Genomic DNA, 19,556 nt, shown 5'->3' with positions numbered 1-19,556 from the left:
GGGAGGTTTCACAAATGGAAGATTGTTTGATTTGTAACCGCATTCGTTTGATTAAAGAAGGCACGAATAAGTACTTTGTAGCCGAGCTGGAAACAGGGTATGTGGTGCTTGGAGACCATCAATATTTCGAAGGCTATACCTTGTTTCTGGGCAAGGAGCATAAGCGCGAGCTGCATGAGTTAGACGGCGGTTATAAGCAGAAGTTTCTGGTTGAAATGAGCCTCGTGGCAGAAGCGGTGCATCATGCATTCAAGCCGCACAAGCTGAATTATGAGCTGCTGGGCAACGGCGACTCGCATATGCACTGGCATATTTTCCCGAGACAGTTAACGGAACCGAATCCGACCCATCCCGTCTGGTGGACGCCCAGAGAAACGATGTACTCAGACAGCTGCAGACCAAGCGAGGAAAGACTGGCAGAACTGAAACAGGCATTATTAACCGAACTGAATAAGTTAATCTGATTCAGCGTACATAGTTGTTAAGCCGGAGGCCTGTTCCCCCGGCTGCGGATCCCGCATCTTTCCCTGGTGGAAGTGGTGCGGGATTATTTATGTCCGCTATACATTGTATTATCCTCAAATAAGCTTCGTACCTGCTGCGCCATCTCTTCGGGGGGATGCGGCATCCGGTTCCGGATCCACCACTCCACGGTGCCCACGAAGGCGGAGGCCATGAAATGGGCAATCAGCTGCGCATCCATCCCTTCAGGGACAGATTTCTCCATCTCCAGCTTACGAATTACATTCGCCGAGACGATCTCCAGCAGGCGTTCGCGGAATATTGTGGTCCGCGGATTGGCAAGCATCGCAGAGAAGAACAGGAAATTCTGTTCGAAATACTGGAATATCGGCTTCATCTCGCTGATCAGACCAGCATCGCCGTCCGGAGAGCCTGTCATATTACAGGACAGGAACATTGTGCCCAGGTGATCCTCGATGCATCTGTTGAGCAGATCATATTTGTCGGTGTAGTGCAGATAGACGGTTCCCCGGTTTACATTCGCCCGCTCAGCGATATCGTTTATCGTGATTTGCTCCAGTTCCTTCTCGGCAAAAAGCTCCAGGAACGCTCTGTTAATCGCTTCTCTTGTTCTCAGAATCCGTCTGTCGGTTTTGATTCCGGTACCCATTATGCTTTGCCTCCTCCAGTTAATGAACATATGGCCTGCGCCTGTTGTATATGGGACATTTCCGCTTACATTAGCGATTGAATTGTCTGACCTTCTCTATATAATAATAATCAACACCAGTAAGATAATCAACACACGTTGAATAAAGGAGAGGTCACAAGTGGAAAATACATCATCCAAGGTTATCATCATTACAGGAGCTTCAAGCGGAATAGGTGAAGCTGCAGCCCGGCTGCTGGCTCAGAAAGGTGCAAAGCTAGTCCTGGCAGCCAGAAGAACAGACCGTCTGCAGGTACTCGCCAGAGAGATTGTCCAGGAAGGCGGCGATGCGGTGTATCTGCAGACCGATGTAACTTCTGCGGAGGAGATGGAGAAGCTGGCAGGGTTTGCCCTCCAGCAATACGGGCGGATTGATGTACTGGTGAACAACGCCGGGGTAATGCCCGCATCCATGCTCCAGGAGCTGAAGGTACAGGAATGGGATCAGATGATTGATGTCAATATCAAAGGTGTGCTGTATGGCATCGCTGCGGTCCTGCCGGTCATGCGGGAGCAGCAGTCAGGGCATATTATCAACTTGTCGTCGGTAGCGGGTTATAGCGTGAGCCCTTCATCTGCCGTCTACAGTGCGACCAAATATGCTGTGCGCGCCATCTCCGAGGGATTGCGCCAGGAAGAATCAGCTTCTTCCCGTATCCGTTCGACCATTATCTCGCCGGGGATGACGGACACAGAGCTGACCCACACGATCAGCAGTCCGGAAATCCGGGCAATGGCGGGCGAGATGAACAGCATGGCTATATCTCCTTACAGTATTGCCAGAGCAATTGCTTACGCGATTGATGAACCTGAGGATACCAGTGTGAATGAGATTGTGATCAGACCCACGATCCTGCCGTAAGGCTGCGCTGTGACAATCAGTCGAAGCCGGTCAGCGGGGAAATGATACAAGCAGCGCAGCTCCTGTGAGCGGGAGGCGCTGCTTTTTGCTATATTGGCAGGGTGAGTTCAATAAAGGAATTATAAGGTGTGAAGCGAATTGTCTCAGAGAGTAACCATTACTTTCAACACATCTTGTATGGACATACGGAGGGAAACGTGAACATCAACAATCTTTTTTTTCATATCCATTACTGCAACTTCAGGAGATTCAAGGATACCCGGAAATATTCGACCCGAATCGCCCGTACTCTCGATCATCATGAGCTGATCCTGGTCATTGGGGGACAAGGCAGTGTGATGGTGGATCATAAGAAACATCAGTTCAAGGCAGGAATGCTGTTCTACATCCGGCCCGGTGAATTTCATTCGATGGAGTTTGATCTTGAGGACCCGCTCTGCTTCCTGGCTGTACATTTCAGTTATGCGCAGGTGAATCTGATGGAGGGAAGGTGGACTCTGGGGGAAGAGCCGGAGATGCTCCCGCTGCACACCGCACAGGACTTGACGGATTATTATCAGATTGAAGAGATCTTCAGCAAACTGGTTGAAGGCTGGAATGCCAAGCTGCCGGGTTATGAATTTACCGCGAAGACAGCACTGCAGCAGCTCCTGATTGCGATTTACCAGAACCACAAGCGTCATAATCAGAATTTCTCCACCTCCCTGAAGGTTGAGAAGGTCATCGGGTATATGCAGGAGCATATCAGCACAAGAGTCACCTTGCCGGAATTGGCCGGTCTGGTACAGCTGTCACCTGCGTATTTGTCCAGGGCGTTCAAGGAGATTACCGGCTATTCGCCTATAGAATTCTTCAGCAGAATCAAAATGGACAAGGCCAAGGAGCTGCTTCTCGAAGGCAGCGGCAAAAAAGTGAAAGAGATCGCCGGGGAGCTCGGGTACGCGGATGAATTCTACTTCAGCCGGATTTTCAAACGGATTGAAGGCATCAGCCCTTCTGAATTCAACAGCAAAAATGTCCATGAAGTTTAAAATAATGCATGGTATGGAGCCATTCCGGCTGATAATATGAGGATGTTATTGTGAAGTGCGCGCACACAATAGTGGATTCATAACAGAAGGAAGGCTTGTTGTCATGCCGGTATGGAGAAGAAATCTGATCGTATGCTGGTTCGGCATGTTCGTGACAGGTGTGGGAATGAGCCAGATTGCGCCGGTACTGCCGCTCTATATTCAGCAGCTGGGAGTGGATCATGCAGACTCCGTTGCACGGCTGTCCGGGTTTGCCTTTGGCATCACCTATATCATATCCGCTATCTTCTCACCCGTCTGGGGAATGGCTGCCGACAAGGTCGGGCGCAAGCCGATGCTGCTGCGGGCGAGTCTCGGGATGGCGCTGATTATCGGCTGTATGGGGTTTGCGCAACATGTGTATGTCTTAATCGGGTTGCGTCTACTGCAAGGGACAGTCACTGGTTACGGCACGGCCTGTACGACACTTATTGCCACGCAGACGGACAGGGAACATGCGGGGTATGCGCTGGGCACCTTGTCTACGGCGAACATCGCCGGTTCCCTGCTGGGACCGACCATCGGCGGCTTTATCGCCGAGAATCTGGGTGTGCAGAATACTTTTTTTGTGACCGGCATCCTGATGCTGATTGCCTTTGCCCTGACGCTGGCCTTCGTGAAGGAATCGTTCACCCGTGAGAATAACAAGACGCTGCGGATGAAGGAAATATGGGGCAGCGTCCCGCAGAAAAGCCTGACGCTTACCTTGTTCGTAACCTTCTTCATCTTATCGGTGGCCCTATACTCGATAGAGCCGATCATGACGGTCTATGTAACCCAGTTATCCCAGACCGCCAGTCATGTGGCGCTGATCGCCGGACTTACCTTCTCGGCTTCCGGGCTGGCCAATATTATGGCTGCGCCAAGACTCGGCAGGCTGTCGGACAGGATCGGTGCACATAAGGTAATCCTATTCGCTCTGATTGCGGCCGGACTGATTTTTATCCCGCAGGCTTTTGTCCGGAGTCCCTGGGAGCTGATGGGGCTGCGTTTCCTGCTGGGCCTGGCGGCCGGCGGACTGGTGCCTTCGGTATCCATCATGGTCAAAAAGATCACCCCTGCGGCGCTGACCGGGAGAGTGTTCGGCCTCAATATGTCGGCAGGTTATCTGGGCGTGTTCGGCGGTTCCGTGCTGGGCGGACAAGTGGCTGCGGCATTCGGCACGCGGTATGTATTTATAGTTACGAGCGGCTTGCTGCTGATTAATGCTGCCCTGGTGTACTTCAAAGTCTACCGGAAGCTGAATGCAATCAGTCTGGCAGCAGCAGAATAAAATCACACAATAAGAGGAGTGGAGAACATGGAAGAGTTGCATGAAACTGCAGCGTTAACCCTAGAAGCAGCCAGGACGGCATTAGTGGTGATCGACCTGCAGAACGGCATCGCCGGAGGCGGCCGTCAGGCTGCTCCTTATACGGCTGCTCAGGTAATAGGGAATGCGGTGAAGCTGGTGGATGCTTTTACGCAGAAAGGGGCATTTGTAGTACTGGTCAAGGTATCTACTCTGGACGGCAGGGACATGGTCAGACCTGTGACCGATTCCGTTTCGGCAGCCGCCGATTATCCTGAAGGCTGGGACCATATTGTTCCGGAAATTGCTGAGTTCAAGAATACGTATACGATAACGAAACGGCAATGGGGGGCCTTCTTTGGTACAGATCTTGACCTGCAGCTGCGCCGCCGCGGCATCCAGAGCATCGTACTCTGCGGCATTTCCACCAGTATTGGCGTAGATACTACAGCCAGGGAGGCCTATCAGCACGGCTATCAGCAAGTGTTCGCAGAGGACGCGATGACAGCAAGCACCAGGGAAGAGCATGATTATGTCTGCGGAACGATCTTCCCGAGAATAGGCCGGGTACGGACCAGTGAAGAAATTGCAGCAGGTTTGAACTAAGCACAAGTTACAGCTTACTTTATGAGCCGGGCTATGCAGTATTCAGGATTGCCTCCTGAGCTGCTGGCCCGGCTCTTATCTGTTCCGGACGGTTTCCAGCATAAGGGCTGTCAGCTCACAGGATTTGGCCAGCAAATACCCGGCTTCATACGGGAAGGAATAGCCTGAAAGGGGATGTTCGATGACAGGCAGCCATTCCTGCATATTGGTTTCATCTGCCATCAGCACGATATCGAAATTAAGCGGCCGGGGAGCTGAGGCGTCGTCATCCATATATAAGACAGCCCTTTCTTCAGGCAGGAGCAGAATGAATTTCAAGGTAATCGTATATTCGAGCATCAGGCGCAGTATGCAATAAGCCTCTTGGAAGAACCCAGAATTCAGCAGCAGGCGTTCTGCCAGCAATGATGTATGGAATTTGGTCATCAGCTCAAGCGAGACAAGAGACTCCATCGTCTGCGGAAAAGGGTGTTCGATCAGCTGCGTACCCATGCATCCGGCCAGATTCTCATACGTACCCCACAATTCCCTGTGGTGATTCATGATACAGGCCCCTGCTTCCTCGTTGTACATGTTCCATTCACCTCTTTTACATTACTTAACCATGATTCCGCCTGATTACAGAACCACTGTAATCTATGAAACGCCTTTCATGTCAAATGCTTTATTTATGTTCTGAATGTAACGGATTCCGGCGGTTTGGGGTAGAATTAAGAGGAAGTACAGACTGTACATAATACGCTGGGGGAAGGTGGGACTATGGCGAATATCAAAGATATTGCGAAGCTGGCCGGAGTATCGGTTACAACGGTATCCCGTGTTCTTAACGGTCACCCTTATGTAAGCATGGCGAAGCGGGAAGCAGTTCTGCAGGCGATGGAAACGGCCGATTATGAACGGAATATAAACGCAGTACATCTAAGCAAGGGCAGAACGAATCTGATCGGGGTAGTTGTTCCGTATATTACAAGGCCATATTTCGGGATGGTCGTGGAAGGTATCGCAGACGAGGCCATCAAGGACAATTATAAGCTGGTACTTATTCAGTCCAACTATGAAGCGGAGCGGGAGCTGGATGCACTGATGATGCTGAAGCTGAAGCAGATTGATGCGCTGATCATCTGTTCGCGGACCTGCAGCTGGGAGACTGTCGAGGAGTATACGCAGTACGGTCCTATTATTGTCCTGGAGGACGGCAGGGGACATCAGGTTTCTTCTATTTTTATGGATCATTATCAGAGCTTCACCCGTGCGCTTACCTATCTAAGGAGCAAAGGCCATCACAAAATCGGCTATTGCCTGGCCAGGCAGTCCAGTCCCAACAGCAATTTAAGGGAGGCGGCTTACCGGGATTTCTATAGAAGCCGGAATGAAGCTTATAACCATGATTATATGTTCTACGATTGTGTACAGCTGGAAGACGGGGAATGGATTATGCAGCGGATTCTGGAGATGGACGACCCTCCAACTGCCCTACTCGTAACAAGTGATCAGGTGGCGGCGGGAATTCTGGCCTTTTGCCGGGAGAACGGGATTGATGTGCCGGGACAGCTCGCCATTGTTGGCTTCGATAATCAGCCGATTGCCCGGATGATGCATATCACGACCTTCGAGATTCCGCTGGTGGAGATCGGCCGGAGGGCTTTTCTGCAGGCGGTAGGCGGAGGCCGGGCCCATGAAGAGATTCATCTGAACATGATTGAGCGGCAGACGGTATGAGTGAAGGCTAGGGCAGGTTTATTTGAAATGTTCTGAAAAAGTACGGATTCTCTCGACAAAAATACCTTTGAGCTGATCCGCATCCTTAGCGGGAGCGGCATAGGCTTTATACCCGCCAAAAGACTCGATACAAACGGATGCCTGCCTCAGATCCTCCGGAATATTATCTGTGATAATCTCTTCGGTTTTCTTGGGCTTCTCATTGCAGATATAGTAACCCATTTGCTTGTCGAGCAGCGCGGGTTTATTTTTTTTGATGAAATCGCGGACCGGCTTATAGATCTTGCCATCGCGTACACCGGCACCCAGAATGATGCGTTCATACTTCTCGATGTCCGGCTTCTCTGACTCCAAATTACATAACGTGCTTCCGGGGATATATTCTGCCAGCAGGAACGCGCATTGCTCTGAAGCTCCAGATTTGGTAGCGTATAGAATTAGTGATGCCATTCATGAGCCCTCCCAGTCGAAAAAATATCTTCGAATTCAATTATCTTGACTATCAAGATATATTTAATATTCTAAGACTTGCCCAAGCCTTTGTCAATTCATCAATGTGAAGTATAATTATCCAATAATTACAATTTCCAGCGGGGAGTAATGGGGATGAAGAAGCTTAGGATGATGGCATGGGGGCTGGCGGTTATGTGTGCTGCAGTTTTGTTGGCAGGCTGCAAGAATGAGGGGAATACCGTTAATAATGCTGCTGGTGTGACTGCTGGTATTACGGCGGTTAATGCAGCGGGGGATGCAACGGTTAAAGAAACAGATGATACAACAAATAATACTGCGGGTGAAACTGCCGGTAATGCAGCGGCCCTGACGCTGGACATGAGAGGTTTCTATACAGGGTTTACCGGACTGCCTAAGGATTATACAATGATGGATGCCGCAGCCCGCGGATATGTGGTTAAGCACAATTTAGAGGTAGTTGCAGGCGGGGCAGTATGGGACCAGTTTGTTGCAGCGTCTGCGCAAGGGCTGAATACGGGAGTTCGGCTGGCCAGTTTTTATGATAATGAAGGGGGCAGCAGTTCTTCTTATTCCGACCTATTCTTTCAGAGTGGCAAGTATTATTTATTTGAGGATGCCGCTGGGAGCCGGAAACAAGAGCCGTTCTCCTATTTACTGACGTTGAAGGGGAAGTTTGGAGGTCCCTCGAGAGACACAACAGTTATTCTCTTGACGAATGACAACACGTTAACCTTCGACAAGTATATGACAGCACTCTACTCCAGTAACTCTGAGGTTATCAAAAGTATTTTACCGTATCAATTTGTTAGTTACCAAGTGGATTAACGAATAGCATTTCTGCAGAAGGAGCGTCCATTTTGTTCAAAATCATGCTTATTGAAGACGACATCACGCTGTTCGGGGAGATCAGGGAAAGACTGTCCCAGTGGTCTTATGAAGTGTACGGAATCACGAATTTCGGCAAGGTTCTTCAGGAATTCACGGAGGTGAAGCCGGATCTGGTGGTGATCGATATTCAGCTGCCGCAGTTCGACGGGTTCCACTGGTGCCGGATACTGCGGGCTCACTCTAACGTGCCGATTATCTTCCTCTCCTCCCGCGATCATCCGAGTGATATGGTCATGTCCATGCAGCTGGGAGCGGATGACTTCATTCAGAAGCCGTTTCACTTCGAAGTGCTGATTGCCAAAATTCAGGCCACGCTCCGCCGGGTCTATAACTATAGCACCGAACGCACAGAACTGAAGACCTGGCGCGGGGCAGCGATTGAATTCGTGAAGAATACGGTCACTAACAATCAGGGGGCAGCGCTGCTGACGAAGAATGAGATGCTGATCCTCAAAATATTAGTGGAGCGCAAGGACCGCATTGTTGACCGTGAAGAGATGATTAAGAGCTTATGGGACAATGAGCATTTCGTGAGTGACAATACCCTCACCGTAAATGTAAACCGGCTGCGCAAAAAGCTGGAACCGCTGGGGCTTGAAGCTTTCATTGAAACGAAGGTCGGACAGGGGTATATGGCGACCGAAGAGGCGGCAGAATGATAAGGAAATACATAACCGAGAAGCGGAGCTGGCTGCTGCTGCTTGCCGTTCTGCAGCTCATTATTATATTCGTGGCTTATGTTGATGCGGCTATCCCGTTGCTGCCGGTGCTGTACATTGTGCTGTTGAATGTGCTGTTATGTCTGGCCTTCGTATTTCTGCGGTATTCCAAGGAGACAAGGTTCTACAGAAGTCTGGAAGCCTGGGATCAGACCTATGACCTTCATGCCGTGATTGAGCCCGGCAGTCCGCTGGAGCGGATCGTCCATGAGGCGGTTATCGCCCAGACTGACAGGTACAAACGCGAATCCTCCGCGAACTACCAGCTGCTGGAGTCTGAGAAGGACGAGCTGCTGTCCTGGATTCATGAGGTCAAAACGCCCCTCACCGCCATGCAGCTGATGATTGAGCGTCTGCCGGATGAAACTCTGCAGAGACAGCTGATGTACGAATGGCTGCGGATTCATCATCTGCTCGACCAGCAGCTTCATCAGAAACGGATTCCCTTTATGCGCAATGACCTGTTCATTGAGAATGTAAGTCTGGAGCCGGTTCTCAATAAGGAAATCCGGGCGCTGAAATCATGGTGCATTTCCAAGGGAATCGGTTTTGATGTGGAGCTTGAGGTGGAAGAGGTGCTGACAGACGGCAAATGGCTGGCCTTCATGCTCAGACAGCTGCTCACGAATGCAGTGAAATACAGTGCTGCCTCCGATATCCTCATCAGAAGCGGTGAAAAGGACGGCCATACCGTGCTTACCATCGAAGACAGCGGCCAGGGCATTGATCCCAGGGATCTGCCGCGGATCTATGACAAAGGCTTCACGTCATCGCGCGGCCGCCAGGATGGCGCAGCTACCGGAATGGGCCTCTATCTGACCCGGCAGGTGGCGGAGCCGCTGCTGATCAGCATTCATGCGGCATCCGTACCCGGGGAAGGGAGTATATTTACGCTTACTTTTCCCCGGGAGAACGACTTTCAGAGAATTACAGGCATGTGACAATAATGTCACATGCTTCTTCACATTGTTCGGCGAAGCGCAGGAAAATAAACCCCGGCCCGCTTATGATTGAGCTATAGAAAAGGAGTGGGTGAACGATGGTTATTATGCAGGCTAACAAAATCTATAAAACCTATGGCAATAAATTTAATAAGCAAGAGGTCTTGAAGGGGATAGATCTACAGGTGAATAAAGGGGAGTTCGTGGGAATCATGGGTCCTTCCGGTTCCGGGAAAACGACGCTCCTGAATGTCCTGTCCTCGATCGACCGGGTCAGCCAGGGGACTATTGAGATAGAGGGCAAGGAATTCACAGGGATGAAGGAGAAACAGCTGGCGGAATTCCGCAAGCAACATCTCGGATTTATCTTTCAGGATTATAATCTGCTGGATACGCTGACTGTGAAAGAAAATGTGCTGCTGCCGCTCTCGATCACCGGGATCCCGAAGAAAGAGGCGCATCAGAAGTTCGAGCAGGTGGCGGGCGAGCTGGGAATCTATGAACTGAAAGACAAATATCCGGCGGAAATTTCCGGCGGGCAGAAGCAGCGTACCTCGGCGGCGCGGGCGTTCGTGCATGATCCGAGTATTATTTTTGCCGATGAGCCTACAGGGGCTCTGGATTCTAAATCTGCGTCCGATCTGCTGAACAAGCTCGCCGATATGAACCTGAAACGCCAGGCCACTATTGTCATGGTCACCCATGATGCCGTTGCCGCGAGCTACTGCAGCCGGGTAGTATTCATCCGCGACGGGCAAATCTACACACAGCTGAACAAAGGCGATGAATCGCGGCAGTCCTTCTTCAACGATATTATTAACACCCAGGGCGTGCTTGGCGGTGCTGCGCAATGAGTCTGAATTACATCATCCTGCGTAATCTGAAGAAGAATATCAGGAACTATTATCTGTATGTCTTCGCTCTTGTGTTCAGCGTGGCCCTCTATTTCTCATTCGTGACGCTGCAATCCGACCCGGCTATGGATGCCGTCAGCGGTTCGATCAAAGGGGGTGCAGCCATTGGCGCTTCCTCCATACTGCTGATAGCCATTGTCGCGATCTTCCTGCTGTATGCCAATACGATCTTCATCAAGCGGCGCAGTAAGGAGATTGGGCTGTTCCAGCTGATCGGGCTGACGAAGGGGAAGATCTTCCGGCTGCTGAGTGCGGAGAACCTGATTCTGTATTTCGGGTCTATGATTCTGGGCATTGGTGCGGGCTTTGTGATGTCGCGGCTGATCCTGATGATCCTCTACAAAATTCTTGCCGTAGAAGCCCAGGCGAAGCTCCGTTTCTCTCCGGAGGCGCTTCAGCGGACGATTCTGGTCTTTGCTGCCGTGTACGTGCTGATTATGATCATGAACTACACCTTCATCAAAGCGCAAAGCATCCTATCGCTGTTCCAGGCGACATCCACTACCCAGGAGCGTATCCGCAAAATGCCGCTGTGGGAGATTATTCTCGGAGTGCTCGGCATCGGTTTTATTGCCGGCGGTTATTATGTATCCACACAGCTGTTCAGCGGCAAGTTTGTCACTATGACCGGCCTGATGGCCGCCATGATCGTCATCCTCGCTCTGGTCATTGCCGGCACTTATCTGTTCTATAAAGGCTCGGTCAGCTTCATATTTAATACGATCCGCAATAGCAAAAAAGGCTACTTGTCGATCAATGAAGTCTTGTCGCTCTCGTCTATTATGTTCCGGATGAAGTCGAATTCGCTGCTGCTGACGATTATTACGACGGTCTCTGCACTCGCTATCGGTTTGCTGTCCCTCAGCTATATTTCGTACTATTCGGCGGAAGCCACAGCCAAGCAGAGCTCCCCGCATGATTTCGGCTTCGCCAGAGCGGCCGTGAAGGAGAGATTCGTCCAAGCCCTGGATGAGCAGCACATTAAGTACACAGAGATTGAAATCCATCCGGTTCAGATCGAAGTGGACGCGCAGCATATCATGAGCAAAAATAATTTCGACAATCCAGATGACCTCATCCTCAGCACCTCCGTTGTCAGCGACAGCAGTGTGGAAGGTATCGACGTATTACCCGGGGAAGTCCGGATTATGGGCTACGACAGCACCCTGGACAAATTCATGGGACTTGATCCCGGAGAAGTCGGACTAATGACTGCTAACGGCAGTATTAAGCAGCAGTTAATCAGCTTATCTGCGGATGCGATCCTGCCCTACTATTATAGCGGCGGCGCCGGTGTGTTTGTAGTCGATGAGTCCGTGTATCAGGAATTGGCTAAGTCGCTGGACCCGAAGCTGCAGATGAAGAAAGAAGCGGATAACTATTACGGCATTGAACTGCTTGACCGCACTCAGAGAGATGCAGCATATCAAATCTATGTGGACCAGCATCCGGCAGCACCAAGCTTCGCCCAATATGAATTTGAATTGAACCAGCGTACGAATATGGGGCTCATTATGTTCATCGTCGGTTTCCTGGGCTTGACCTTCCTTATTACCTCCGGCTGTATTCTCTATTTCAAGCAGATGGATGAAGGCGAGGAGGAGAAGGGCGGATACACGATTCTGCGTAAGCTGGGCTTCACTCAGGGAGACCTCCTGCGCGGCATCCAGTTCAAGCAGCTGTTCAATTTCGGCATTCCGCTGGTCGTCGGCCTGTGCCACAGCTACTTCGCGGTGAAATCCGGCTGGTTCTTCTTCGGCACCGAAATGCTTACCCCGATGTTTGTGGTAATGGCAGTTTACACTGTGCTGTATTCGATCTTCGGCCTGCTCTCCGTGCTGTATTACAAGCGGGTGATCCGGGAATCACTATAAGTCATCACCCGAAGCCAAGGCCCCACTTTGTGGGGCTATTTTGCGAAACTTTGTGCAGTGGAAGGAACTGGACAGGTGTTTGCCGAAACGGTAAAGTGTATGGTCTATACTGTTTATACTGCAGGAGGCATCTATGAATTATAGTGAAGCGTTAAAAGCGGTATGTGAGCGTTACGCCGAATCTGGTGCAGACTGCAAATGGATCATCGTAGGCTCAGTCGCTTCGGTACTGCAAGGTGCGGGGATGACTCCAGGGGATCTCGATCTGTATGCACAGAGCGCAGGAGATGCGGCGGTTATTGCTTCTGTCCTTGAACCCTTTAGCTTAACGGTTAAACCTTCCTTGACATGGGAACAACCGGGCTGGTTATCGTCAATCGAGGAGCCATTGTTCACGCAGTCTTTTGCTTCAGGGTTCACCTGGACCAAAGGGAAATGGATCATTGAAGATTTTGATGTGGAAGTGGTACATATTTCTGATTCAGCGGGCATTCCTGATTCGGAAGACGGTGAGGGAATCTGGGAAGGCGGGCAGGCGATCTGGAGCTATGCTAAGCTGCTGCCTTTTGCCGGATATACCGTTCCTGTAGTCCCGCTGGAGATTCAGCTGGAGTCGAATATCCGGAGAAACAGGATGGACCGGGCAGAAGCCATACTCCGTGTGTTCAAGGATCGGGGCTACAATGAAACCTTACTGCAGAAGGCATTATCGGATAAGAGCAGAAGGATAATTGAAGATTCGGAGAATGGATGGAACATTACATTATAGACAGAAGAGGTGCGGAATTAGTGTCCATTACAGTTGGTGAAATTACGGCGATTAACCGCTATCCGGTGAAATCCTTTGCGGGAGAAGAGCTGGAAGCTTGTCAGATAGAATCTTACGGGGTACAGGGAGACCGGTACTGTGCTTTCTATGATATGACGAAGAAGGATTGGTGGCAGTATGTTACGGCCAGAAAGATCCCCAATATGCTTAATTATCAAGCGGAATATATCGGAGGGGATATCCGTGTGACGGCGGCAGACGGCAGAGTGTTCGGCTGGGATACGGAGCTGCTGAATGAAATCCAGAGTCTGACCTCCACGCAAATTACGATGTCCGGGTTCAAAGCGCCTCACCCGGAGGCGAAACATCCGCAGCTGTTATCTGTGGACGGGGCCAGTATTCTGCTTGTGACCGATAAGAGCATGAAGAAGCTGGAGGCGTTATGGGGCAAGCCTGTTGATCAGCGCCGCTTCCGGGGGAACTTCGTCGTGGAAGTGAGTGAGGATTCCCTTGGGGAAGAGGAATGGCTCGGCCGGCGATTATCGATAGGCGGTGCGGAGCTGCAGGTGGACAGCTATTGCGACCGCTGCGTTATGATTACGATGAACCCGGATACCCTGGAGCGGGACAGCTCACTGCTCAAGCAAGTGAATAAGGAGTTCAATCTGAACTTTGGCGTGTATGCTTCCGTGATCCGGACCGGGGAGGTCCGGCTGGGTGATCAGGTGGTTCTGCTGCCGGAAGGGTCCGCGGCGGAGTGAGTGCCCTAAGTTGACGCGGAACAGACATGAATGTTGTAGATAATGCAACTCTGATCCATCAATATGCGGGCATTCGGAAGGATTGTTGTACGAAATACAAGAATTCTTCTGGTAAGCCGCCTGAAGGCGGGGGAATGCTGCCTTTTATACAACATTTTTCGATTTGGGCTGATTTTATGAGGGGAATGTTGTATTTAGTGCAGGAATAGTTATAGATCTCAAATAGACAGTAAAGCGGTGATCGATATTCTGGAATTATCCATGGAACATCCTGATGAGCTGGTGAAAGTAACGCATGCGCTGTCTACAGAGCTTAGACTTAGAATGCTGGAGCTGCTCAACAGCCGGCGAATGAATGTAGTGGAGCTGGCGGAGGCGCTGGAGATACCGGTATCCACCTCCGCCTCGAATGTGAAGGTGCTGGAGCAGGCAGGGCTGATTGAGACCGAGCTGCTGCCTGCTTCGCGTGGCTCCATGAAGGTCTGCAGCCGTATCTATGATGATATCAAGATCATCATTAATGTGCCGGAACGCCGCGCACAGGCGGAGCAAGGGGACTATTGCTACGAGATTGCAATGCCGATCGGCAATTTCACGGCATGCGAAGTGGCGCCAACCTGCGGCATGGTCAGTGAGACAGGGCCGATTATTGTGGAGGACTCGCCGGCGGGATTTTTCCATCCGGACCGTGTTCAAGCCCAGCTGCTCTGGCTGCGAAAGGGGTATCTCGAATACCGCTATCCGCTGGAAATTCCACAGGGGGCAGCGGTCCGCCTGATCCAGTTCTCGATGGAGATCTGCTCCGAGGCGCCTAATTATGAAAACGACTGGCCTTCGGATATTACGCTGTGGATCAACAATGTGGAGGTGGGTACCTGGACCTCGCCCGGCGACTTCGGCGGCAGACGCGGGAAGCTGAATCCTTCCTGGTGGATCGATACGGGGACCCAGTTCGGCTCGCTCAAGACCTGGAGCGTAGACAATAACCGCAGCACGATCGACCACAAAGAGATATCCGCCGTCAATCTGAGCCAGCTGAAGCTTGCACAGCAGAGCCACGTGGATCTGCGGCTGGGAGTGAAGGAGGATGCGGTCTTTAAGGGCGGAATGAATCTGTTCGGACGGAAGTTCGGCGATTATGAGCAGGATCTGGTGATGAAGATCTTCTATACTGTATAGGAAACCGGAGTCACGGAATTTCGAAGACAAGCGGTGGACAGAGCAGCATTTGCGATGAACCTACGATATTTATGCAGAGAACCTGACGCCTTAGGCGCAGGTTCTTTTTTGCTGTCAATCTGTGATTGACATTTCAGCAGATTCTGCAATAATTAATACATATTTATTGTAATAAAACAAAATTATTGTCCTTAAGGAGCGTGTGCAATACTATGGCAACCGAGCATTATATCAAGGGTTATCCACGGCCGCAATTCGTCCGTGATGATTGGCAGAGCTTAAACGGGGAATGGGATTTCCGGTTTGATGATGCCAACGTTGGAGAACGGGAGCGGTGGAATGAGCAGCTGAACGGGGATCTGAAGATACAGGTTCCATTCACTTATGAGACGGAGGCCAGCGGGATCGGCGAGACGACCTTCCATCCTTATGTGTGGTATGAGCGGGAACTGCAGCTTCCTGCTGATTTGAACGGTAAGCGGGTGATGCTCAACTTCCAGGCGGTGGATTATACCGCGAAGGTATGGGTCAACGGGTGTTATGCCGGAGGACATCAAGGCGGTTATGCAGCCTTTTCGCTGGATATTACGGATTATGTGAACTCTGCCCCAGGAGCGGCCAACCGGCTGACCGTCAAAGCGGAAGACAGCCAGAGCTGTACTCAGCCGCGGGGCAAGCAGCGCTGGGTGGATGAGAACTTCGAGTGCTTCTATGTGCAGACGACGGGAATCTGGCAAAGTGTGTGGGTAGAATATGTGTCGCCCTCTTATCTCAAGGCTGTCAAAATCACCCCGGATCTCGATAACCGCTCAGTCCGTTTTGAATATCAGACACAGCTGGCAGATGACAATCTCCGCCTGGAGACTAAGATCAGCACGGGGCAGAAGACGTTCAAGCAGGTCTCACTCCATGTAGACCGGGCCTGGCTGCAGCTGGATGTGGAGCTGACTCATGAGGCGAACGGTCCCTGGAAGCTACAGTCCTGGTCGCCGGCGTCGCCGGTGCTGTACGAAGTGGAGTTTACTCTGTATAAGGATAATCAGATTATCGACCAGGTATATTCCTATTTCGGACTCCGCAAAATTTCGATTGAACAAGGCAAGGTGCTGCTTAATAATACGCCGGTGTATCAGCGGCTGATTCTGGATCAGGGCTACTGGCCGGAGAGCCATCTGACCCCGCCGTCCGAAGAAGCGCTGGTTGCCGATATCGACGCGATTCTGGCGATGGGCTACAACGGTGTGCGTAAGCATATGAAGATTGAGGATGCCCGGTTCCTCTACTGGTGCGATGTAAAGGGCTTGCTGGTCTGGTCGGAGATGGCGGCGACCTTTGAGTTTAACGATGAGGCCGTGGAGAACTTCACGAACGAATGGACAGAAATTGTCCGGCAGCAGTATAATCATCCTTCGATTATCACCTGGGTGCCGTTTAACGAATCCTGGGGCATTCCGCAGGTCTACACGAACAAGCTGCAGCAGAAATTCACCGAGGGGATCTACCATATCACGAAAGCGATCGACCCGAACCGTCCGGTTATCGTCAATGACGGTTGGGAGCATACCATCAGCGATATCATTACCCTGCATGACTATGAGGAGCATGGAGATGCCTTGCTTGAGCGTTATGCAGACTCCGGCAGCATACTTGGCAGGGCAGCCTCATTCAACAACTGGAAATATGCCATGGCTCAGGGCTACGAATACCGCGGCCAGCCGGTGATGGTCAGTGAGTTCGGCGGCATTGCCTTTAATACCGGCGAAGGCTGGGGCTACGGGGAGCAGGTGAGCAGCACAGAGGCCTTCATTGAACGCTTCCGCAGCATCGCCCAGGCGATCAAGGATACCCCTTATATTTGCGGCTACTGCTACACGCAGATTACGGATGTGCAGCAGGAAGTGAACGGGCTGCTCACTGCGGACCGGTCACCGAAGATTCCGCTGGAAGTGATCCGCAAGGTCAATCTGTCACTTACGGAATAAGCGTAACATTGGCACCCAAAAAACGGTGAATTATCGGTTCAAAGACAAGGGGAAGCCCTTTAGAATCTTCATTGAAAGCACTTACATATGAGTGCGGTCAACTGTTTTTATCATTGAAGATGAAGAGGAGGGGCTTACTTGTTAAAAAAATTGTTCACCTCGCTGTCTGCTTCCCTGTGTCTGCTTCTGGTCCTTACAGCCATCCCGGCCTTTGCCGCGAATGGTCCGGTGGTGTGGGGTACCTCGTCCACCATAACCGATATTAACACCTTCACGGATGCGGGCACCGATGCCCGCGGGCTCAGACCCGGAACCTTCGGGGCGGAATATGCCCGGATGATCAAGCTGGCGAACGGGGACTGGCTGGCGGTCGCTGCTATCTACGACAACAACGGCTATACCAAAGTCTCCTGGGGCGGCACCCGGCTGCAGGTCTTCCGCAGTACCGACAACTGCCGCACCTGGTCGCTGATGTCCACACTGTGGGAGGATGGCCGTGACCTGGACAACGGGCAATTCGTGCAGCTGGCCAATGGCGACATTCTGCTGGCGATGCGTTCGGTCCGCTGGCAGGAGTCGTACAAGCTGAGAGTGTATAAGAGTGTAAATGGAGGCGCGAATTGGAGCTTCCTGAGTACAATCGATGAGAATAACGGCAACGCCGGTTCTCTGGGGAACCCGGATAAAGGGGTATATGAGCCGCATATGCAGCTGCTGAACGACGGCTCGGTGGCTGTCATGTATGCGAGTGAGAAGCATGTGACCGAGAACCCTTCCTACAGCCAGATCATCTCCGAGAAAATCTCCACCAATGGCGGAGCCAGCTGGGGGAATGAGATTTATGTGGCCTGGGACCCGTCTAACGCCGGGGCACGTCCGGGTATGCCGGTCTGGAGCAAGATGACGAACGGACAGTATATTGTCGCTTTTGAGGTGTGCGGAACGCAGAACTGCCGGATTTTCACCAAGAAAAGTGCGGATGGCAAGACCTGGTCCAGCGGTATCGGCACCCAGGTATCGACCAATCAGCAGGGCGGGCCTTATCTCCTCTCCTTAACCGACGGCCGTCTGTTGCTCAGCTCCAACTCCAATGTGCTCTCGTTAAGTAATGATTACGGGACCACATGGGTGGATAATGATGTTCCGGCGTTCGGGAATTCGTGGTGGACGGCGATGTACCAGACCGGGGCGAATGAGATTGCTTTTGTGGATTCGGTCGAGCGGAGTGTTGGCGGGCATAATGTCCAGGTACGGTTCGGCACGCTCAGTGGTGCGTACAGCAACGATTTTGCTGCCAGTGACAACGGATGGGCCCGTTATGGGGGGACGTGGGCCGTGAGTGGCGGGACCTATAACCTCAGCTCGGTCAATGCGGACAAATCCGTGCTAACCCCTTATCCTTCCAAAATGAACTATACGCTGGAAGGCGACATCAGGCTGAACAACGCCGGCCAAGCCAGTCTGGTCTTCAATCTGACGGGTCCAGGTACCGGTGCAGATTCACAGAAAGGCTACGCTGCGGGGATTGATTCCGCCGGGCAAGTCTGGCTGGGGCGCTTCAACAACAATTGGACACCGCTCCAGAGTGTAGCAACACCCATTGCGGTAAACACCTGGTATCATATCAAGGTGGTTGTGAACAGCGGGAACATCAAGGTATACGTTGGTGATATGGCTGTGCCTAAGATTAACTTGAATGACGCGGTGTTTACCTCGGGGACCATCGGGGTGCGCGGCGGTTTCAATAACAGCGTAAGCTTCGATAATATAACAGTGAACTAATCTGCAATTCCTTTCTGGAGCCCATCGGGGCTTCTTTTTTTATTGATACAAGTACCAATCTATATAGTTGGATTTTCTCCACTTGCTTATGAACGGAGGCGCCTTTGCCGGGCAACAGTTGGTTAAACAGCACTTAATATGCCGGGATTAATCCAAAGTAGGGTGTATGTGTGAATTAAATGACGTTTATCCATCTAATCGCCTCAAATATTCCAAAACATCCAAATTAAGATACGTTTATCCAACTAATATTTGCAGAGCCAGAGCCAGAGCCAGAGTCGGAGTCAGAGCCAGAGTCGGAGTCAGAGACAGCGGGATGCGGCTCATGCGAGGATGACCGCCATTTTCTGCAGTTGCTAATTTCAACGGGGAACTGGCAGGACGGATTCCGCACCTTACGATTCTCCACCCTCCTTAAGATCGTCTACCCTCACGGCGGCTCCGCGCCATTAACACCTGTCATTTGTTCACCAAGGAGCGGCGGTTTGTCGGTTCAACCGTTGCCGCATCCCCTGTAGAGTAAGTAATAAGAAAGCCCTTACATTCATGCGTGA

The 19,556-nt window shown here is 51.4% G+C and carries 19 protein-coding genes; 16 read left to right on the top strand and 3 right to left on the bottom strand.

Going from position 1 to position 19,556, the window contains the following annotated elements; genetic code table 11:
• The first annotated feature begins 14 nt into the window (after positions 1-14).
• Entirely contained in the window at positions 15-464 is a 450-nt protein-coding gene (locus tag PBOR_RS21465; RefSeq protein WP_042215189.1) for an HIT family protein, read from the top strand.
• Positions 465-547: 83 nt separating this feature from the next.
• Here the strand turns inward: PBOR_RS21465 and PBOR_RS21460 are convergent, their stop codons facing one another.
• Entirely contained in the window at positions 548-1,132 is a 585-nt protein-coding gene (locus PBOR_RS21460) for a TetR/AcrR family transcriptional regulator (RefSeq protein ID WP_042215187.1), read from the bottom strand.
• 160 nt (positions 1,133-1,292) lie between these two features.
• Between PBOR_RS21460 and PBOR_RS21455 the strand changes: the two genes are divergently transcribed.
• From PBOR_RS21455 to PBOR_RS21440, 4 genes are all read left to right on the top strand, one after another.
• On the top strand, positions 1,293-2,033 hold the full coding sequence (locus tag PBOR_RS21455) for an SDR family oxidoreductase (protein ID WP_042215185.1): 741 nt from the start codon (positions 1,293-1,295) through the stop codon (positions 2,031-2,033).
• Between the two features lie 197 nt (positions 2,034-2,230).
• The gene (locus tag PBOR_RS21450; protein WP_042215183.1) at positions 2,231-3,064 is read left to right on the top strand and encodes a helix-turn-helix transcriptional regulator; all 834 of its coding nucleotides are present in this window, start codon (positions 2,231-2,233) and stop codon (positions 3,062-3,064) included.
• Between the two features lie 103 nt (positions 3,065-3,167).
• Entirely contained in the window at positions 3,168-4,376 is a 1,209-nt protein-coding gene (locus PBOR_RS21445; protein WP_042215181.1) for a multidrug efflux MFS transporter, read from the top strand.
• Positions 4,377-4,403: 27 nt separating this feature from the next.
• Positions 4,404-5,000 carry an isochorismatase family protein gene (locus PBOR_RS21440; RefSeq protein ID WP_042215179.1) on the top strand — a complete coding sequence of 199 codons (597 nt, stop codon included), beginning with the start codon at positions 4,404-4,406 and terminating at the stop codon, positions 4,998-5,000.
• Between the two features lie 75 nt (positions 5,001-5,075).
• On the opposite strand, the gene PBOR_RS21435 is transcribed toward PBOR_RS21440, so the two are convergent.
• A complete protein-coding gene (locus PBOR_RS21435; protein WP_157764095.1) occupies positions 5,076-5,543 on the bottom strand; it encodes a DUF5677 domain-containing protein in 468 nt (155 codons plus the stop codon).
• 216 nt (positions 5,544-5,759) lie between these two features.
• Here PBOR_RS21435 and PBOR_RS21430 point away from each other — a divergent pair, with 216 nt between their 5' ends.
• Positions 5,760-6,719, top strand: a complete 960-nt coding sequence (locus PBOR_RS21430; protein ID WP_042215175.1) for a LacI family DNA-binding transcriptional regulator — start codon at positions 5,760-5,762, stop codon at positions 6,717-6,719.
• An 18-nt stretch (positions 6,720-6,737) separates the two neighbouring features.
• Here PBOR_RS21430 and PBOR_RS21425 read toward each other — a convergent pair whose 3' ends face one another.
• The gene (locus PBOR_RS21425) at positions 6,738-7,169 is read right to left on the bottom strand and encodes a flavodoxin domain-containing protein (protein ID WP_042215173.1); all 432 of its coding nucleotides are present in this window, start codon (positions 7,167-7,169) and stop codon (positions 6,738-6,740) included.
• A gap of 156 nt (positions 7,170-7,325) precedes the next feature.
• Here PBOR_RS21425 and PBOR_RS21420 point away from each other — a divergent pair, with 156 nt between their 5' ends.
• From PBOR_RS21420 to PBOR_RS21375, 10 genes are all read left to right on the top strand, one after another.
• On the top strand, positions 7,326-8,018 hold the full coding sequence (locus tag PBOR_RS21420; protein WP_052429588.1) for a hypothetical protein: 693 nt from the start codon (positions 7,326-7,328) through the stop codon (positions 8,016-8,018).
• Positions 8,019-8,050: 32 nt separating this feature from the next.
• The gene (locus tag PBOR_RS21415; protein WP_042215172.1) at positions 8,051-8,740 is read left to right on the top strand and encodes a response regulator transcription factor; all 690 of its coding nucleotides are present in this window, start codon (positions 8,051-8,053) and stop codon (positions 8,738-8,740) included.
• The gene (locus PBOR_RS21410; RefSeq protein WP_042215170.1) at positions 8,737-9,741 is read left to right on the top strand and encodes a sensor histidine kinase; all 1,005 of its coding nucleotides are present in this window, start codon (positions 8,737-8,739) and stop codon (positions 9,739-9,741) included. Before PBOR_RS21415 ends, PBOR_RS21410 begins: the two co-directional genes overlap by 4 nt.
• Positions 9,742-9,839: 98 nt before the next feature.
• Positions 9,840-10,595 (top strand): ABC transporter ATP-binding protein, encoded by a 756-nt coding sequence (locus tag PBOR_RS21405; RefSeq protein ID WP_042138379.1) that lies wholly within the window; start codon positions 9,840-9,842, stop codon positions 10,593-10,595.
• Positions 10,592-12,529 carry an FtsX-like permease family protein gene (locus tag PBOR_RS21400; protein ID WP_042215169.1) on the top strand — a complete coding sequence of 646 codons (1,938 nt, stop codon included), beginning with the start codon at positions 10,592-10,594 and terminating at the stop codon, positions 12,527-12,529. Before PBOR_RS21405 ends, PBOR_RS21400 begins: the two co-directional genes overlap by 4 nt.
• Positions 12,530-12,662: 133 nt before the next feature.
• Positions 12,663-13,298, top strand: a complete 636-nt coding sequence (locus PBOR_RS21395) for a hypothetical protein (protein WP_042215167.1) — start codon at positions 12,663-12,665, stop codon at positions 13,296-13,298.
• Positions 13,280-14,059: an MOSC domain-containing protein gene (locus PBOR_RS21390; RefSeq protein ID WP_081972135.1), complete on the top strand. Its 780-nt coding sequence runs from the start codon at positions 13,280-13,282 to the stop codon at positions 14,057-14,059. The genes PBOR_RS21395 and PBOR_RS21390 overlap by 19 nt, the downstream gene beginning before the upstream one ends.
• A gap of 237 nt (positions 14,060-14,296) precedes the next feature.
• A complete protein-coding gene (locus PBOR_RS21385) occupies positions 14,297-15,238 on the top strand; it encodes an ArsR/SmtB family transcription factor (protein ID WP_342671072.1) in 942 nt (313 codons plus the stop codon).
• A 212-nt stretch (positions 15,239-15,450) separates the two neighbouring features.
• Positions 15,451-17,220, top strand: a complete 1,770-nt coding sequence (locus PBOR_RS21380; RefSeq protein WP_042215165.1) for a glycoside hydrolase family 2 protein — start codon at positions 15,451-15,453, stop codon at positions 17,218-17,220.
• A 138-nt stretch (positions 17,221-17,358) separates the two neighbouring features.
• Positions 17,359-19,002 (top strand): 3-keto-alpha-glucoside-1,2-lyase-like domain-containing protein, encoded by a 1,644-nt coding sequence (locus tag PBOR_RS21375; protein ID WP_042215164.1) that lies wholly within the window; start codon positions 17,359-17,361, stop codon positions 19,000-19,002.
• Positions 19,003-19,556 lie beyond the last annotated feature (554 nt).

Source organism: Paenibacillus borealis (assembly GCF_000758665.1).
Classification (GTDB): Bacteria; Bacillota; Bacilli; order Paenibacillales; family Paenibacillaceae; genus Paenibacillus_AQ; species Paenibacillus_AQ borealis.
This window is presented reverse-complemented; position numbering and strand designations above follow the sequence as displayed.

Excerpts from the sequence above, each read along its gene's own strand:
- PBOR_RS21465 (WP_042215189.1), top strand. The coding sequence starts at position 15 with ATGGAAGATTGTTTGATTTGTAACCGCATTCGTTTGATTAAAGAAGGC.
- PBOR_RS21460 (WP_042215187.1), bottom strand. The coding sequence starts at position 1,132 with ATGGGTACCGGAATCAAAACCGACAGACGGATTCTGAGAACAAGAGAA.
- PBOR_RS21445 (WP_042215181.1), top strand. The coding sequence starts at position 3,168 with ATGCCGGTATGGAGAAGAAATCTGATCGTATGCTGGTTCGGCATGTTC.
- PBOR_RS21440 (WP_042215179.1), top strand. The coding sequence starts at position 4,404 with ATGGAAGAGTTGCATGAAACTGCAGCGTTAACCCTAGAAGCAGCCAGG.
- PBOR_RS21435 (WP_157764095.1), bottom strand. The coding sequence starts at position 5,543 with ATGAATCACCACAGGGAATTGTGGGGTACGTATGAGAATCTGGCCGGA.
- PBOR_RS21430 (WP_042215175.1), top strand. The coding sequence starts at position 5,760 with ATGGCGAATATCAAAGATATTGCGAAGCTGGCCGGAGTATCGGTTACA.
- PBOR_RS21425 (WP_042215173.1), bottom strand. The coding sequence starts at position 7,169 with ATGGCATCACTAATTCTATACGCTACCAAATCTGGAGCTTCAGAGCAA.
- PBOR_RS21420 (WP_052429588.1), top strand. The coding sequence starts at position 7,326 with ATGAAGAAGCTTAGGATGATGGCATGGGGGCTGGCGGTTATGTGTGCT.
- PBOR_RS21410 (WP_042215170.1), top strand. The coding sequence starts at position 8,737 with ATGATAAGGAAATACATAACCGAGAAGCGGAGCTGGCTGCTGCTGCTT.
- PBOR_RS21405 (WP_042138379.1), top strand. The coding sequence starts at position 9,840 with ATGGTTATTATGCAGGCTAACAAAATCTATAAAACCTATGGCAATAAA.
- PBOR_RS21400 (WP_042215169.1), top strand. The coding sequence starts at position 10,592 with ATGAGTCTGAATTACATCATCCTGCGTAATCTGAAGAAGAATATCAGG.
- PBOR_RS21395 (WP_042215167.1), top strand. The coding sequence starts at position 12,663 with ATGAATTATAGTGAAGCGTTAAAAGCGGTATGTGAGCGTTACGCCGAA.
- PBOR_RS21390 (WP_081972135.1), top strand. The coding sequence starts at position 13,280 with ATGGAACATTACATTATAGACAGAAGAGGTGCGGAATTAGTGTCCATT.
- PBOR_RS21380 (WP_042215165.1), top strand. The coding sequence starts at position 15,451 with ATGGCAACCGAGCATTATATCAAGGGTTATCCACGGCCGCAATTCGTC.